Source organism: Ruegeria sp. BHSC037, assembly GCF_059613045.1.
Map to the genome: position 1 here is coordinate 169212 of NZ_JBXWRT010000002.1, position 16837 is coordinate 186048.

Below are 16837 nucleotides of genomic sequence, written 5' to 3' on the forward strand. Positions count from 1 at the left end.
CATTCCGGCCTGAAGTCTACCCGTCCATGTAACACTGTCATGTCACAACGGTGCGGTCGCGGCATCCAACCACAGTTGCGCGTCGGGCGACAGCCTTGGGCGGATCTTTTCCGCAACGTCCCGATGGTAGGCGTTCAGCCAGTCGCGTTCTGCTGCGGTCAGCATGTCGGACACGATCAGGCGCCGGTCGATCGGGACATAGGTCAACGTACGCCAGCACAGCATCGCCCGTTCGCCGTCACCGCCGGGCAGGGCGGGCGCTTCTTCCACGACCACCAGGTTTTCCAGCCGGATGCCGAACGCACCCTCGCGGTAATAGCCCGGTTCATTGGACAGGATCATGCCGGGCTGCAGCGGCACATGGCTGACGCGCGACAGGCGCTGCGGGCCTTCATGAACGCTGAGATAGGCACCGACACCGTGACCGACGCCGTGGTTGAAATCCTGACCCGCCTGCCACAACGGAATACGCGCCACACATTCGATGTCACGCCCGGCCAGCCCCACCGGCCAGCGCAGCATCGACATGGCGATCATTCCTTTCAGCACGCGGGTAAAGCAGGCCTTCTCCTCATCGCCGACGCTTCCGATGGCAATCGTGCGGGTGATGTCGGTGGTGCCGTCCAGATATTGCCCGCCGCTGTCCAGAACCAGCAGATGCCCGTCTTCAAGCCGGCTGTCGGTGTCCTCGGTCACCCGATAGTGCATGATGGCGCCATTCGGCCCGGTGCCCGCGATCGTGTCGAACGAGATGTCCTGCAGCGCGTTGTCGCGCCGCCGGTTTTCCTCGAGCCGGGTGACGACCTGGGTCTCGGTCACACTGCCCGGTGCCTGCGCATCCAGCCAGCACAGGGTCTCGATCACCGCCACGGCGTCGCGCAGATGCGCGGCGGCACTGCCCGCGATTTCAGCCGCGTTCTTGCAGGCCTTGGGCAGGGCGCATGGGTCGCCGCCATCCACGGCGCGCTCGGCCAGCACGTCGATCACGGCCTGAGGCACGGTGCCCATGTCCACCTGAACCGCGCCTTCCAACGCGCCGACGGCCTCCAGAAACGCTTCGGGCGGGTGCACCGACACCTGCGGCCCCAGATGTTGGTCCAGCCCGGTCAGCTTCTGCGCCGCCATGAACAGGTCCACCCGCCCATCGGCGTGCAGAATGGCAAACCCGTGCGCTACCGGATTGTAGGCGATGTCAGACCCGCGAATGTTCAGCAGCCACATGATCGAATCCGGCAAGGTGATCACGGCTGCGCTGCGCCCCGCGTCCGCCAGGCTTTTTGCCAGGCGCGTGATCTTGCTCTCGGCGCTTTCGCCCGCGAAGTCCAGCGGATGTGGCTTTGCCGGGTTCATCGGCGGCGCTGGCTGGTCCACCCAGATGCGGTCGACAAGGTTGTCACAGCGCACCAGCTCGATCCCGCTGCCGGCCAGCGCGGCTTGCGTGTCGTGGATCTGTCCCGCCGCGTGCAGCCACGGATCGAACCCCACCTTGCCGCCCTCGGGTAGGTGCCGTTTCAGCCAGTCGGCCAGAGATACTTCGGGCCAGGGCACCGGCGTGAACTCCTCGGCCACCTGCGCCTTGACCTGGGTACGGTAGCGGCCGTCGACGAACACCCCGGCAACTTCGCGTAATGTCACGCAGAACCCAGCTGTTCCAGTGAATCCGGTCAGCCAGGCCAGCCGCTCGTCATGAGGGGCCACATATTCGCCCTGATGCGCATCGGCGCGCGGCACAAGGAACCCGTCCAATCCTTCGCGCACCAACTCAGCTCGCAACGCCGCCAGTCGCGGTGGCCCCTGTTCCGGCCGCGCCGTCACTTCGAAGGATTGGAACATTTGCATCTCCCTCAATCCGAGGCGGGCCATGGCCCACCTCAGTTTGGTTTTTTCAAGAAGGGTCCCGCCCGGGGCAAGGCCTGGCTCAGCCGGCCTTCCGAATGCCCATCACGCGGGCCCGCGCGCGCGGATCGCTGTCGAACAGGGCGGCCAATTGCTCGGTCATCGCCCCGGCCAGCTGTTCCACATCGGTGATCGTCACCGCGCGGTCGTAATACCGGGTCACGTCATGGCCGATCCCGATGGCCAGCAATTCGACCATCTTGCGCTTTTCGACCATGGCGATCACGTCGCGCAGGTGTTTTTCCAGGTAATTCGCCGGGTTTACGCTCAGCGTAGAATCATCCACCGGAGCCCCGTCCGAAATCACCATCAGGATCTTGCGCTGCTCGCGCCGGGCCAGCATCCGCCGATGCGCCCATTCCAGCGCCTCACCGTCGATGTTTTCCTTCAGCAGGCCTTCTTTCATCATCAAGCCCAGATTGGCCCGCGCCCGCCGCCAGGGCGCATCCGCCCCCTTGTAGACGATATGCCGCAGATCATTCAGGCGGCCGGGCTGCTGTGGGCGGCCATCGTTCAGCCACGCCTCGCGCGCCTGTCCGCCTTTCCAGGCCCGGGTGGTAAAGCCCAGAATCTCGACCTTCACGTTGCAGCGTTCCAGCGTGCGTGCCAGAACATCGGCACAGATCGCCGCGATGGAAATCGGGCGCCCGCGCATCGATCCCGAGTTGTCCAGCAGCAGCGTCACCACGGTGTCGCGGAATTCGGTGTCTTTCTCGACCTTGAAGCTCAGCGGTGTCGTCGGGTTCGCAACAACCCGCGCCAGCCGACCGGCATCCAAAATGCCTTCCTCGCGGTCGAACTCCCAACTGCGGTTCTGCTGCGCCTGCAGTCGGCGCTGCAGCTTGTTGGCCAACCGGCTGACGGCGCCCTTCAGCGGCTCCAGCTGCTGATCCAGATAGGCCCGTAGCCGCTCCAGCTCCGCGGGTTCGGCCAGCTCCTCGGCGGCGATCTCCTCGTCATGAGTGTTCAGATAGACCTTGTAGTCCGGGTCGGCCTCGGACGCCGGCGGAGGGGCGGGCGGCTCCAGCGGCGCTTCGCCCTCGGGCATCTCGGCCTCTTCGCCCATCTCGTCCTCGGCCATCTCATCCATCGAGACCTGCGCCTGCGACTGGTCTTGCTGCTCTTCCTGCGTCTGTTCAGGAGTGGCGTCGGCGTCCTGCTCGTCCTGTTCGTCCTGGCCGGTGCTGTCGGGGTCGGGCTGTTCCTCGGCCTCTTCCTCGGCCTGGTCCTCCTGATCCTCGTCCAGTGCGTCCGGGTCTTCGCCCAACTGATCGCCATAACCCAGATCGTCGATCACCTGGCGGGCGAATTTGGCAAAAGCGGTCTGGTCCGACAGAATTTCGTTCAGGTTCTCCAACGTGCCGCCGGCCTGTTCCTCGATAAACCCGCGCCACAGTTCCATGACATTCGAGGCCGCCGGCGGGAGATCGCGCCCCGTGGCCAGGTGCCGGATCAGATAGCCCGCGGCGACGGCCAGCGGAGCCTCGGACGGCTGCTTGCACTGGTCATAGCCCCGCCGCAGCGCCTCGTGGTTGATCTTGACGTCGATATTGCTGGCGGTGCCCGGCATGTCGCGGGCGCCCATGGCTTCGCATCGGGCAGTTTCCATCGCCTCGTACAGATCGCGGGCCATGTCGCCCGGCGGGGCGTAACGGGCATGGGTGGCCTCGTCATGGTACCGGCGCTGCAACGCCAGCGCATCCGCCGTGCCGCGCGCCAGCAAAACCTCTTCGCGCGTCATCCGGCGCGACACTTGAGGCAAGCGCATCGTCTCGCCCGACAAACCCGACGGATCGACGGTGTAGCTGACCGACAGGTCTGGGTCGTCAGCCATCACCTTGGTGGCCTCGGCCAAGGCCTTCTTGAAGGGATCAGCGGGGTTGTCGTTCTTCTGCACCATCTCTCTCAGCCCTCATTCAAGCGCCGCCCGACCGCGACGACCGGCCCCGCCTTCATCTGGCCCAAAATATCCCCGCCGGAGGCATTGCGCCCGGCACGGGCGCAAATCCAGCATTACCCCAAGCTGACGCTTGCGGCGCTTTCCGGCAGTTCCTCATCAAAACACCGCTGATAGAACTCGGCAACCGTCTCGCGCTCCAACTCGTCGCACTTGTTCAGGAACGACAGGCGGAAAGCATAGCCCACGTCGCGGAAGATCTCGGCATTCTGGGCCCAGTTGATCACGGTGCGCGGGCTCATGACCGTGGACAGATCGCCATTCATGAAAGCGGTCCGGGTCAGGTCGGCCACGGTGACCATCTGGCTGACGGTCTTGCGGCCCTTCTCGGTGTTGTAATGCGGCGCCTTGGACAGCACGATCATCACCTCGGCATCGTGACTTAGATAGTTCAGCGTCGCTACCAGCGACCATCGGTCCATCTGCGCCTGGTTGATCTGCTGCACGCCGTGATACAGGCCGGTGGTGTCGCCCAAACCCACGGTGTTGGCGGTGGCGAACAGGCGGAAATAGGGGTTCGGTGTGATGATTTCGTTCTGGTCCAGCAAGGTCAGCTTGCCGTCATGCTCCAGAACCCGCTGGATCACGAACATCACGTCGGCGCGGCCGGCGTCGTATTCATCGAACACGATGGCCACCGGGTTGCGCAGCGCCCAGGGCAGGATGCCCTCGTGGAACTCGGTCACCTGTTTGCCGTCGCGCAGCTTGATCGCATCCTTTCCGATTAGGTCGATCCGGCTGATGTGGCTGTCCAGGTTGACGCGAACTGCAGGCCAGTTCAGACGCGCGGCGACCTGTTCGATATGGGTCGATTTGCCGGTCCCATGATAACCTTGGATCATTACCCGCCGGTTGTGCGAGAAACCGGCCAGAATGGCCAGCGTCGTCTCGGGGTCGAACTTGTAGGTCGGATCGATCGCCGGCACACGGTCGCTTTGCTCGGCAAAGCCCTTGACGACCATGTTCGTGTCAATGCCGAACACGTCCCGGACCGAGATCTCTTCGGTCGGTTTTGCGTTGATGTCGATTGATCCGTCAGCCATGCGCTTTGTCCTCATTCCTTGGCCCGTTCACCGGGGTCGAACCCGTGTGTGGTGCAACATATTGCGGGCAAGGGCAAGGGAAAGCCGAGTTTGCCGAAAGAGAACCGGGCGATTGCCTTCGGCGGCCTTCGCGGCTGCATCGCGAACCCGGAAATCTGCACCATGCAGCGGCGGCATGGCGCTATTTGTTGACTCGTCAAAAGGAATATCGTGCAGTATGTGCGTTTGTTAGCGAGGTTTCGCCGTGTCATTGGTCATTACTGGCCCGTCGGTCATTAATTTCCCGTCGGGAGCCGATACGTTTGCCGTCGATTACAATGCGTCACGATCTGTTTCCTGGAGCGTCACAGTGCTTGGTGACGGGCCATTGGATCCGTCCGATTATTCCGTTTCCATCGACGCCAACGGTTTGTTGACCATCGACTTGACACCGGGGGTCGACATTCCTCCGGGTACATCGCTGTCGCTTCGGATCGACGCGACCACCGGCCGCCCCGGAAACGGGAACAATGCAAGCCTTAGCGTGACCGTGAACCTCCCTGCTGGGGTCGTGCCCTGTTTCGTTGCCGGAACCCTGATCGAGACCGCGCACGGACCACGCCCAGTCGAAGATCTTGCCGTTGGCGATCTCGTGCGCACCTCACGTGGAGAATTGCTGCCGATCCTCTGGATCGGGCAACGAACATTGTCAGCAAACCAGCTGGAACTGAGCCCGAATTTCAGACCGATCTGCATAAGCAAGGACGCTTTGGGGCCCGGCAGGCCGTCGCGCGATCTCTACGTCTCACCGCAGCATCGCATCGTGCTCGAAGGGTGGATGGCCGAGCTTCTGTTCGGCGAAGCTCGGGTTTTTGCGGCGGCGGTCCATCTGGTCAACGATGGGACCATTCGCCGGACCCTGCCCAAATCGCCGGTCACCTATTACCACGTCGCCTGTCCGCGCCACGCCGTTCTGATCTCGAACGGGTTGCCGACCGAAAGCCTTTATCCCGGCGATATGGTGCTTGAGGCGTTTGAGATAGGGGCGGCGGCCGAGCTGTTGGCCTTGTTCCCTGAATTGGCCCACCCAACCCCTACAGCCGCGTTGCGGTCCCGGTTGCCCTGCCTCAAAAGGCGCGAAGCCTCGGTGGCGGGAAAAGCGCTGATCCAGTAGGTCGGCCAGACCTGTCCCGACAAAAAAACCAAAATTAATGCCAACGTGCGCGCTTCGCGGTATGCTTGCAGAGGTTTCAGTGCCGCCCGGACAACGAACGGCCGTGGAATCCACTTTGCTTGAACATTTGAATTAAGGGAGTGAGAACTTGAGAACCTTGAATTGGAAGCGGCGCTTTGCCGGCGCAGTTTTGGGGGTCAGTCTGGCGCTGCCGGCTGCGGCCCAGGACAAGCCTATGAATTTTCTCATCATCTGGGGCGATGACATCGGGTACTGGAACGTTAGCGCCTATAACCAAGGCATGATGGGCTACGAAACGCCCAACATTGACCGGATTGCAAATGAAGGCATGTTGTTCACCCATGCCTATGGGGAACAGTCCTGCACGGCGGGGCGCGCCAGCTTCGTGACCGGCCAGTCCGGGTTCCGGACCGGGCTTCTCAAGGTCGGGTTGCCGGGCGCCAAGGAGGGGATCAGCGAAAAGGACCCCACCATTGCCGAATATATGAAGTCCAAGGGCTACATGACGGGTCAATATGGCAAAAACCATCTGGGCGACCTGGACGAACACCTGCCCACCAATCACGGTTTCGATGAATTTTTCGGCAATCTCTACCACCTGAACGCGGAAGAAGAGCCCGAGAATGTCGATTATCCCAAGGATCCCGCCTTCCGCGAGCAATTCGGCCCCCGCGGCGTCATCAAGTCCAGCGCCGACGGCAATATCGAAGATACCGGCCCGCTGACACGCAAGCGGATGGAAACCATCGACGAAGAGGTGACCGCCGGTGCGCTCGACTTTATCGACCGGGCGGTTGAACAGGATAAGCCTTTCTTTTTGTGGTACAATACGACGCGCATGCACATTTTCACGCACCTCAAAGAGGAAAGCCAGGGCGTGACCGGGCTGGGGGTCTACCCTGATGGCATGGTTGAGCATGACAAGATGGTCGGCCAGATGCTGGACAGGCTCGACGAGCTGGGCATCGCTGACAACACGGTGGTGATGTATTCCACCGACAACGGAGCCGAGGTTTTCAGCTGGCCCGATGGCGGTACCACTCCGTTCCGGGGTGAAAAGAACGACAACTGGGAAGGCGGTTATCGCGTTCCGCTGCTTTTGAAATGGCCGGGTGTGATCGAACCGGGGCGCAAGTCGAACCAGATCATCAGTCACCTGGACTGGTTCCCGACGTTCATGGCCGCGCTGGGGGATGCCGACATGAAAGAGGTCATGCTGACCGAAGCACCCTTTGGGGAAGGCAACGAGCCGGTGCACCTGGACGGCTACAACTTCCTGCCGTACTTCAAGGGCGAGACCGAAGAAGGCCCGCGCAAGGAGTTTCTCTATTTTTCGGATGGCGGTGACCTGGTGAACCTGCGGTACGGGCCGTGGAAGGTCGTGTTCGCCGAACAGCGGGCACATGGGTTCGATGTTTGGCAGGAACCGCTGACCTTCCTGCGGTTGCCCAAGCTCATAAACCTGTATTCGGACCCGTTCGAACGGGCCGAGCACGAGTCCATCGGCTACTCGCAATGGCGGCTCGAGCGCGCCTTTGCTCTGGTGCCGGCTCAGGCTTTCGTGGCTCAGTTCCTCGAAACCTTCAAGGACTACCCGCCGCGCCAGAAACCTGCCAGCTTCTCGATCGATCAGGTTCTGCAGACGTTGCAGACCAATCAGGGCGGCTGACCCAATTCACAGAAAACATGAAGGGCGCCCAATCGGGCGCCCTTTTTTCATTGAAAGGCTGAGGCTTTACTTGAAATTGCGGCTGTCCTTGATCTGGTCCCAGGCCCAGACCACTTCCTGCAATTGTTCTTCCTGACTGCGGTCGCCGCCGTTCATGTCGGGATGCAGAACCTTGATCAGCTTCTTGTAGGCCTTGCGCACCTCGGCCTTGGTCCAGGTGTCCTTGGCTTCGAGGATCTCGATCGCCCGGCGTTCGGTGGGCGGTAAGCGGCGGCCCGTGGCTTCGCGGCCCCGGTTCTTGGTGGCCTTTTCGCCCAGCACCTGATGCGGGTCCTCGATCCCAAGGCGGGCCCAGGCGCGCGCCTCGGGGTCGCCCATCGGTTTGGTCTCGCGCTCCCACACCTTGTCCTTGGACCGCTGCGCGTTCAGCTCGGCCTCGGTCGTGCCGTCGAAGAAATTCCACTTCTGGTTATACTCGCGCACATGCTGCTGGCAGAACCAGAAATAGTCATCCAGCACGTCGGGCGCCTTGGGCGCGCGGTATTTCCCCGGTTCGTTACAGCCTTCGTGATCGCAGACGCGGGTCGATGTTTCGGATGCGCCCGACATGCCCCGGCGGCCGCGCGGGTTTTTCTTCTTGGCACTGGACACCGAGATGTCGAAACCGAAGGGATCAGGTTTTACCATGTGCTCATCCTCACGAACGCGTCTTTTCGACTCGGAGGCAGCAGTTTAATCTAAGTGACCGAAAGTAGAAGAGGGGCGCGGCAAATTATTTGTCCACGAGCACGAAAATGACCATGACCGAGGAAATTCGCACCCGCCTGCAGGCGGCTTTCGACCCCTATGAGCTTGAGGTCGTGGACGACAGCGAAAGCCATCGCGGCCATGCCGGGTTTCGCGAAGGCGGCGAAAGCCATTTCAACGTCCGCATCCGCGCCGCGGCCTTTGCCGGTCAGTCCCGTGTGGCCCGCCATCGTGCCGTGCACAAAGCGCTAGGAGACGTCGTGCCGCGCATCCACGCGCTGGCGCTGGACATTGGCGACTGATTGCGCCACGGCCCGCGGAAGGCGATCAGAGCGCTGGCAAGCAACTGGCGCATGCCCGAAATCCGCGCATCCAGCCAGGCGGTGTGGCGGTAATGGTTCAGTTGCCCCGGGTATCTTTTTCGGCCTCGTCCGGCTTGGCCTCGGGGGTGTCTTTGTCCGGCTTCGACGTCAGCGGCGGGTCGTCATTATCCTGCGCGATCGGGGCCGGTGCGTCGGGGCCGGGAACCGGACGCGCCAAGGGAGTATCGTCCTGTTCGGGCGGGGTCAGAAAGGCCTCGGCTTCATCGGCCGGCACTTCGGTCTCGACCGCCCGCCGGAACACCAGAACATTGCGCCAGTTCGTGGTGCTGCCGGTCAGTCCGACCCGCTCTTCGCTGGGCAGCAGTTCGGCGCTCTGATATTCCCAACCTTCCGCGCCCATCTCATTCAATAGCTGCTCGATGGTGACGGCAAACCGGCCCTCGGGCGTTTTGACCCCTTTAGCCTTGGTGCCTTTCTTGGGGGCCGGGACGACCTTGTATTCGTAACGCTGCATACTCGACCTCAAAATTGTTGAAGGGGTTATAGCAGCGTGTTCCCCAAACGCCATAGCACCACTTGTATGACAACCGTACCAAATAGGCAGATTTTTCCATTCGGATACACGGTAAAGGTGCATCGATTGACATATTCAGCTGACACGCGTCTATTAATTGACGTTGGGTTAATTAGTTTGGGGGGGTGTTATGGCTCGAGCGATTGCGTATCGCGGCGTTGATATACCGAACACATCTGTATGGTTTGGTTTTGTGCAGGTCGCAAACTCGGGGAGGATCGTTATTTCGGATGGGTTTCGGAAAACGATCTACGAAGGCAGTTTCAGGTATGATGCGGCAGGGCGCGTGTCCGGAACTATGAATAAGATCACCGAGTTTGCGGGTGGTCAGAAACTATACACTGTGACTGGAATTGGCGCGAGTGCCGCAGCGCTGTACAATGCAATCCAGATACAAGCGAACTTTCAAAAAGCGGCAGCAATTGTTCTTGCAAAAAGCGATAGCCTAACCGGTTCGTTGTTTGCTGATAGTATTAAGTCATTTGCCGGAAATGACATCGTCAACGCTCGGGATGGAGACGACACGGTGTGGGCCGGAAGTGGTAACGATGTCGTCCGAGGTGGACTAGGAAACGACACCGTTTTTGGCAACCAAGGCAATGACAGACTAATTGGTCAGGGTGGAGTGGACAAACTCGTCGGACAGTCCGGGAACGATGTCCTTTCCGGCGGCAGTGGCGACGACGTACTGATCGGTGGCGGCGGCAGCGACCGAGTTTATGGCGGTGCCGGCAACGACATTCTGAACGGCGGGAGCGCCGCGGATATTTTGAGAGGCGGCGGCGACAATGATACTCTCATTGGTGGATCTGGTAACGACAACCTAGCTGGGGGTTCGGGAGACGACATCCTGCAGGGCGGTGCCGGTCGTGACATCCTTGCCGGAGGTGCCGGTGCGGACCAGTTCGTATTCAAAGCTGTTTCCGAGTCGCGTGTTGGAGGAACGAAACGGGACGTCGTTACAGATTTCGTTCAAGGGGAAGATGTTATTGATGTTTCCGCTATCGATGCAACGTCGCAACCTTTGGATCAGGCTTTTACGTTTATTGGAGAAGCCGCGTTCTCTGGCACCGAAGGTGAATTGCGTTTCGTCAAAAACACGACAAGCGGAGTTACAGTCGTGAGCGCGGATATCGATGGGGATGGCTCTGCCGATTTCCAAGTTCAATTGACTGGTATCTTCGATCTGAACCAGACGGATTTTATTCTGTAGGGATGTTTCCGCAGCCGCCAGCATCATTCTTGTTGCAGCGAGAATCATAGACCGCCAACAATGACCGCCCTGACCGACGGTTTTCGTCGCCTATCAGCGCCGAAGGCGATGCCACGATCAAGAACCGTTCGGTAACGGGTAGCTTTCGTTCAATCGAGCCGGGCCCGTGTTTGCAAGACTGTTGACTACAAACCGGACAAACCCAGTTGCCCGGCCTGTACAAACCGAAAGACCTTATTGGCCCAGCTTCTGCGCAACCAACTGGTTGACTGCCTTGGGGTTGGCCTTGCCGCCGGTGGCCTTCATCACCTGTCCGACGAACCAACCGGCCAGTTTCGGGTTCACCTTGGCCTTCTCGACCTGGGCGGGATTGGCCGCGATGATCTCGTCCAGCGCAGCCTCGATGGCACCGGTGTCGGTCACCTGCTTCATGCCGCGCTCTTCGACGATCTGCGCCGGGTCGCCGCCTTCTGTATAAACGATCTCGAACAGCTCCTTGGCGATCTTGCCCGAGATGGCGTCCGAGGCGATCAGGTCGATGATGCCACCCAGCTGTGCGGGCGAAACCGGCGAGTCGGTGATGTCGCGGTCGTCTTTCTTCAGGCGGCCAAACAGCTCGTTGATGACCCAGTTCGCGGCCAGCTTGCCGTTGCGGCCCTTGGCGACCTCTTCGAAGTACACCGCCGATTCAACCTCGGCGGTCAGCACTGATGCGTCATAGTCGGTCAGGCCAAAATCGTTGATGAAACGGGCCTTTTTCTCGTCCGGCAGCTCGGGCAGCTTGGCGGCGATGTCATCGACCCAGGCCTGCTCGATTTCCAGCGGCAGCAGGTCGGGATCGGGGAAGTAGCGATAGTCATGCGCCTCTTCCTTGGACCGCATCGAGCGCGTCTCGCCCTTGTCGGGATCATACAGGCGGGTTTCCTGCTCGACCTTGCCGCCGGCCTCGACGATGGCGATCTGGCGACGCGCCTCGACCTCGATGGCCTGCTGGATGAACCGCATCGAGTTCATGTTCTTGATCTCGCAACGCGTGCCCAGGTACGAAAAGTCCTGCGTTTCCATGTATTTCTCATAGTCGCCGGGGCGGCAGATCGACACGTTCACGTCGGCCCGCAGGTTGCCGTTCTGCATGTTGCCGTCGCAGGTGCCCAGATAGCGCATGATCTGGCGAAGCTTGGCGATATAGGCGGCGGCCTCTTCCGGCCCGCGGATGTCGGGACGGCTGACGATCTCCATCAGGCAGACGCCGGTGCGGTTGAGGTCGACGAAGGACATGTTCGGATCCATGTCGTGGATCGACTTGCCCGCGTCCTGCTCCATGTGGATTCGCTCGATCCGCACCTTGCGCGCGGTGCCGTCGCCCATCTCGACCAGCACTTCGCCTTCGCCCACGATCGGGTGATACAGCTGGGAAATCTGGTAACCCTGCGGCAGGTCAGGATAGAAATAGTTCTTGCGGTCAAAGGCCGACCACAGGTTGATCTGCGCCTTCAGGCCCAGGCCTGTGCGCACGGCCTGTTCCACGCAGAACTCGTTGATCACCGGCAGCATCCCCGGCATGGCCGCGTCCACGAAGGACACGTTCGAGTTCGGCTCGGCCCCGAACTTGGTCGATGCCCCCGAGAACAGCTTGGCATTGGACGAGACCTGCGCGTGCACCTCCATCCCGATCACCAGTTCCCAGTCGTGCTTGGCACCGGCGATGGTCTTGGGTTTGGGCAGTTCATAGGTCAAGTCGAGCATGGCGCGCCTCATTTCCGCAGAAGTCTAGGCCTGCGTATTAGGCCCGGACCGTCCAAGGGGCAAGGGGCAAAGGCGCGGGGAGCGCGAATCTCAGGGGGTGTTCAACTGCAGGCCCGAGGGGGTGAAGGTCACGACAGTCCCGTCGCGCAACTCGTCGCTGAACAGGTCGCTGATGGCGTGCAGGGCGGCGCGGTGTCCCCGCGCGGCGTACCGTTCGGGCGATTGCACTCGGACCGAGTTGTTGAACCCGTTCGCGGCGTGCGCCCAGATCAGCGGGTGCAACTCGGTCAGGTGGTCGCGGATCAACCATTGGGCGGCGTCGGCGATGCGGCTGCGCACCAGATCGGCCTGTTCGTTCAGACATTGGCCACTTTGCATGGTCAGGGCGCAATAGGACGCCAGCAGGTTGACCGTCTGCTGGTCGGGCCTGCGGGCGACGATGTCGGACAGGCCCTGCAGGAAATAGTCGGTGTCCAGGCGGGCACAGGCGATCTCGTCCATCGCGATGGCGTCGAACTGGACCCAGGCGTATCCGCCTGCGCCCCAGATTGATTGCGTGTTGGCTGCGGCGCGCAGGGCCCGCAACTCCAGTTCCTCGTAGCTGCCGAACCAGCGGGGCAGCAGATGGCAGCCCATCGCGCGCATGTGCCGGGGGTTGTACGGATCCAGCGCGATCAACCGTTCATACCGGTCCGCGACGCGTCGGGTGCCGGCCGGTTGCCCGCCCAGCAGGGCACAGTCGGCCGCAGCCATGATCGGGCTGTCGGCTGTTGCTGGCCGCCATCGCGACAGGATGGCACCGGCGCGATCGAAATGCGCCGCGCAGCGGGCCCGGTTCAACGGCGGAAGCGTCGAAACCTGTGCGGTTCCCCGCCATGCCCATGCAAGATCGATATGGGCAAGGGCTACGATCAGCGCGATGATCGGGTCGCCGGGGTGGTCCTGCATCACGCCTTCCAGTTCCGAAATTCCGGCCAGCACATCATACTCGGCAAATGCCTTGCCGTCGGATAACGCATGTTCAACCGCCAGAACCACATCCGAACGTGCGCCGAAGGCCAACAGGTCTGCCACGGGAGCCCCGTCGGGTGCCGTGGCGCGGGTTTGGTCGGCCGTTCGGATTTCGGCGGACAGCTCGGCCCAGCGATCTTGGCGGGCCAGATGGCGGCCCCGATCGATCCGATCCTGTCCGGTTGGCACGTCAGTCTGCGCGACGGGAATGTTCAGCCGGCCGACATGGTGTAGGCAGTCCGCAGCGGGATCGACCTGCGCGACGCGCTGATGCGGCGTAGATTGGAGAAATCCTTTGAGGGGCGCAAGCCCCGCCCTGAAAGACCGGAACATGAGGAACACTCGGACTATTTGAAACTCGTAAAAAACCAAGTCCCAGTCTGCTGGGGAATTGTGCAAAATTCAAGATGTCGGGCGCAGGTGCGCAAAAACGGCGATGGATCAGGTTCAATGGGCCTGGAAACAGCGGTATCGTTTCAGAAAACCGTGAAATGATGCCGGTCGACCCGGAAACCGGCCTGTTGCAGCGCCTGTTCCAGCTGTTTGTGCGGCGGAAGGGCCTCGTCCGGCAGGCGCAACCGCTTGCCGTTGGTCAGCACCATCGAAACGCGCACCGAAAAGTCCCAGCGTGTGTCGAAGCGGAAGAAGTCGATCTCGGTCAGGTCGATCTCGCCCTGCCGTGCGCCCGAATGCCAGCGCAGTTTTGCAGGCTCCAGGTTCAGCCCGGCATCGGTGTCGCGCAGCACGTCCCACAGCGCGGGCAGGGTGCCCAGCGCCAGCAACCCAATCAGCCACCAAGCCGCGTCGAAAACCAGCACAAGTGCCAGCAGCCCCGCATAGACAGCGGCCAGAATGGCGATGCTGCGGGGCGACCGGTTGTGGCGGGTAAAGCGGAACCCAGAGCCTTCGGGCGCCGTCATGCCCCGAGGATGCGCGAGATCATCTCGGTCGTGTCGCGCGACAGGTTCGGGGTTTCGGCGATGCGAGTCAGGTGGGCGCGGATCAGGTCCTGACGGTCGGCGTCATAGCGTTTCCAGGTCTGGAAGGCGGTGCACATGCGCGCAGTGGTCTGCGGGTTGACCGGGTCCAGCCGGATCAGCCAGTCGGCCAGCAAGGCGTAGGACGCGCCGCTGGCATGGTGGAACCCGGCGTGGTTCATTGCCAGTCCACCCATCAGCGCACGGAACCGATTGGGGTTCTTCCAGTTGAAATCGGGATGCTCGGACAGGGCGCGGGCGATCCGCGGCGCATCGTCCGGTGCGGCCAGCGAGGCTTGAAGCCCGAACCATTTGTCCAGAACCAGCCGGTCGTGGTGCCACTGGTCGTAGAATGCCGCCAGTTCCGCCTGACCTTTGCCGGCCCGCAGCAGGCAAGACAGGGCGCTGAGCTGCAGGGTCATGTTGTCGGCCTTGGCATAGACCTCGGCCGCCATGGCGCCGCCGTCCAGCCGGGTGGTCAGCGCCAGCGCGGCGCTGCCCAATGCGCGCTTTCCAGCCTGTTCGGCATCGGGCGAATAGGGGCCGTCCACCAGCGCCTCGGAGTGCAGGCGGGGCAACAGGTCCTGCATATGTTGGGCGGTGGCTTGTCGTAGGGTCTCGACCCCGCGCCAGATCGCCATCGGGTCGGGCGTTTTGCCCTGTTCGTGCAGCGCGGCGGCCAGTTCGGATTGGGTCGGCAGACCCAGCATCAGTGCACGATAGGCCGGGTCCAGATCGGCGTCGCGCAGAACGGCCAGCAAGCCATCCAGATATTCGGCATCGGGGGCCGCGTCCTGTGTGATCATGCGCAGCAAGGTGTCCTGCGCCAGCGTCCGTCCGGCCTCCCACCGGTTGAACGGATCGGTGTCATGGGCCAGCAAAAACGCGCGTTCGGCGTTGGGGCGGTCATGCTCCAGGATCACCGGCGCCGAGAACTCCCGCAGGATCGAGGCGACGGGTCGCGTGGCCAGCCCCTCGAAGGTGAAGCGCTGGCGCGCTTCGGTCAGTTCCAGCACCTCGGTGCCGCGCACCTCGCTGCCATTGGGACCCAGCAGGCCCACGGCCACGGGGATCACCTGCGGCAGCTTCTCGGGTTGGCCGGGCGTGGGTGGGGTGCTCTGGGACAGGGTCAGGGTATAGGTGCCGTCGGCCCAAACCTCCTCGACCTTCACCCGGGGCGTGCCGGACTGGCTGTACCACCGCTTGAACTGGGTCAGGTCGCGGCCGGTCGTGTCCTCGAACACTTTCAGCCAGTCCTCGATCGTACAGGCCTGCCCGTCGTGGCGTTCAAAATACAGGTCCAGCGCCTTGGAATAGGCCTCGTCCCCCACCAGCGTTTTCAGCATGCCGATCACCTCGGCACCTTTCTCATAGACGGTCGCGGTGTAGAAGTTGTTGATCTCCTGAAAGCTTTCGGGGCGCACGGGGTGCGATAGCGGCCCGTTGTCCTCGGGGAACTGGCGCGCGCGCAGGTCGATCACGTCATGGATGCGCTTGACCGGGGCCGAGCGCATGTCAGAGGTGAACTGCGCGTCGCGGAACACGGTCAGCCCCTCTTTCAGGCACAGCTGGAACCAGTCGCGGCAGGTGATGCGGTTGCCGGTCCAGTTGTGGAAATACTCATGCGCGATGATCGCCTCGATCCGTTCGAAATTGGCATCGGTCGAGGTTTCAGGGCTGGCCAGCACCGCAGACGAGTTGAAGATGTTCAGCCCCTTGTTCTCCATCGCGCCCATGTTGAAGTCATCCACGGCGACGATGTTGAACACGTCCAGATCGTATTCGCGGCCATAGACGTCCTCGTCCCATTTCATCGACCGCTTCAGGGCCTCCATGCCAAAGGCGCATTTGCCCTCATCCCCGGGGCGGACCCAGAGGTTCAGATCGACATGCCGCCCCGAGCGGGTGGTGAAGCTGTCGGAATGGGCAACCAGCTCTCCGGCGACCAGAGCGAACAGATAGGCGGGCTTGGGCCAGGGGTCGGTCCATTCGGCCCAGCCTTCGCCCTTGCCCGTGGGGTTGCCGTTGGACAGCAGCACCGGCAGGTCACCGTTGATGCGAACGGTGAAGGTGGACATCACGTCGGGCCGGTCGGGGTAGAAGGTGATCTTGCGGAATCCCTCGGCCTCGCACTGGGTGCAATACATGCCGTTGGACATGTACAGCCCTTCGAGCGCGGTGTTGTTGCCGGGGTCGATCTCGACCTCGGCCTCCCAGATGAACGGCGCGTCGGGGACGCTTGCGGTCAGGCCCTTTTCGGTGACATCGGGGGTGATCGGGGTGCCGTCGATACTGGCGCGGATCAGCTTCAGCTCTTCACCATGCAAAAAGAACGTGCGGTCGGTGGCCTGCGGATTGGGGCGGAACGCGATGCGCGATGTCACGCGCGTTGCATTCGGCGCCAGATCGAAGATCAGGTGAACGCTGTCGACGATGTAACCGAACGGCGAGTAGTACTTGAGGTAAATCGTTGTGGGGGCGGCGTCACGCATCGGGGGCCTCTGGTG

13 protein-coding genes are annotated in these 16837 nt (G+C 62.0%); 4 read left to right on the forward strand and 9 right to left on the reverse strand.

Annotated features, from left to right (window positions below; translation table 11 throughout):
- Positions 1–42: 42 nt before the first annotated feature.
- The 3 genes from AC2FMN_RS02660 to cobS all read right to left on the reverse strand — a co-directional run bounded on the left by AC2FMN_RS02660 (position 43) and on the right by cobS (position 4896).
- Positions 43–1833: an aminopeptidase P family protein gene (locus AC2FMN_RS02660; protein WP_496686024.1), complete on the reverse strand. Its 1791-nt coding sequence runs from the start codon at positions 1831–1833 to the stop codon at positions 43–45.
- Positions 1834–1918: 85 nt separating this feature from the next.
- Positions 1919–3796: a cobaltochelatase subunit CobT gene (cobT, locus tag AC2FMN_RS02665; protein ID WP_496686027.1), complete on the reverse strand. Its 1878-nt coding sequence runs from the start codon at positions 3794–3796 to the stop codon at positions 1919–1921.
- 113 nt (positions 3797–3909) lie between these two features.
- Positions 3910–4896, reverse strand: coding sequence for a cobaltochelatase subunit CobS (gene cobS / locus AC2FMN_RS02670; RefSeq protein ID WP_496678859.1), 987 nt, complete (start codon positions 4894–4896; stop codon positions 3910–3912).
- A gap of 367 nt (positions 4897–5263) precedes the next feature.
- On the opposite strand from cobS, the gene AC2FMN_RS02675 reads away from it, so the two are divergent.
- Positions 5264–6049 carry a Hint domain-containing protein gene (locus AC2FMN_RS02675; RefSeq protein ID WP_496686030.1) on the forward strand — a complete coding sequence of 262 codons (786 nt, stop codon included), beginning with the start codon at positions 5264–5266 and terminating at the stop codon, positions 6047–6049.
- 235 nt (positions 6050–6284) lie between these two features.
- Positions 6285–7739: an arylsulfatase gene (locus tag AC2FMN_RS02680; protein ID WP_496686032.1), complete on the forward strand. Its 1455-nt coding sequence runs from the start codon at positions 6285–6287 to the stop codon at positions 7737–7739.
- Positions 7740–7805: 66 nt separating this feature from the next.
- Here AC2FMN_RS02680 and AC2FMN_RS02685 read toward each other — a convergent pair whose 3' ends face one another.
- The gene (locus tag AC2FMN_RS02685; protein ID WP_149774752.1) at positions 7806–8426 is read right to left on the reverse strand and encodes a J domain-containing protein; all 621 of its coding nucleotides are present in this window, start codon (positions 8424–8426) and stop codon (positions 7806–7808) included.
- Between the two features lie 107 nt (positions 8427–8533).
- Here AC2FMN_RS02685 and AC2FMN_RS02690 point away from each other — a divergent pair, with 107 nt between their 5' ends.
- Positions 8534–8788, forward strand: coding sequence for a BolA family protein (locus AC2FMN_RS02690; protein WP_490360767.1), 255 nt, complete (start codon positions 8534–8536; stop codon positions 8786–8788).
- A gap of 97 nt (positions 8789–8885) precedes the next feature.
- Here the strand turns inward: AC2FMN_RS02690 and AC2FMN_RS02695 are convergent, their stop codons facing one another.
- Positions 8886–9323, reverse strand: coding sequence for a DUF4177 domain-containing protein (locus tag AC2FMN_RS02695; protein ID WP_496678864.1), 438 nt, complete (start codon positions 9321–9323; stop codon positions 8886–8888).
- A gap of 358 nt (positions 9324–9681) precedes the next feature.
- On the opposite strand from AC2FMN_RS02695, the gene AC2FMN_RS02700 reads away from it, so the two are divergent.
- Entirely contained in the window at positions 9682–10596 is a 915-nt protein-coding gene (locus tag AC2FMN_RS02700; protein WP_496686035.1) for a calcium-binding protein, read from the forward strand.
- Positions 10597–10830: 234 nt separating this feature from the next.
- Here AC2FMN_RS02700 and gatB read toward each other — a convergent pair whose 3' ends face one another.
- The 4 genes from gatB to pepN all read right to left on the reverse strand — a co-directional run bounded on the left by gatB (position 10831) and on the right by pepN (position 16822).
- The gene (gatB, locus tag AC2FMN_RS02705; protein WP_496686037.1) at positions 10831–12342 is read right to left on the reverse strand and encodes an Asp-tRNA(Asn)/Glu-tRNA(Gln) amidotransferase subunit GatB; all 1512 of its coding nucleotides are present in this window, start codon (positions 12340–12342) and stop codon (positions 10831–10833) included.
- 90 nt (positions 12343–12432) lie between these two features.
- Entirely contained in the window at positions 12433–13686 is a 1254-nt protein-coding gene (locus tag AC2FMN_RS02710) for a hypothetical protein (RefSeq protein ID WP_496686038.1), read from the reverse strand.
- A 143-nt stretch (positions 13687–13829) separates the two neighbouring features.
- Positions 13830–14273 carry a hypothetical protein gene (locus AC2FMN_RS02715; protein ID WP_496686041.1) on the reverse strand — a complete coding sequence of 148 codons (444 nt, stop codon included), beginning with the start codon at positions 14271–14273 and terminating at the stop codon, positions 13830–13832.
- Positions 14270–16822, reverse strand: coding sequence for an aminopeptidase N (gene pepN / locus AC2FMN_RS02720; RefSeq protein ID WP_496686042.1), 2553 nt, complete (start codon positions 16820–16822; stop codon positions 14270–14272). Before pepN ends, AC2FMN_RS02715 begins: the two co-directional genes overlap by 4 nt.
- Positions 16823–16837 lie beyond the last annotated feature (15 nt).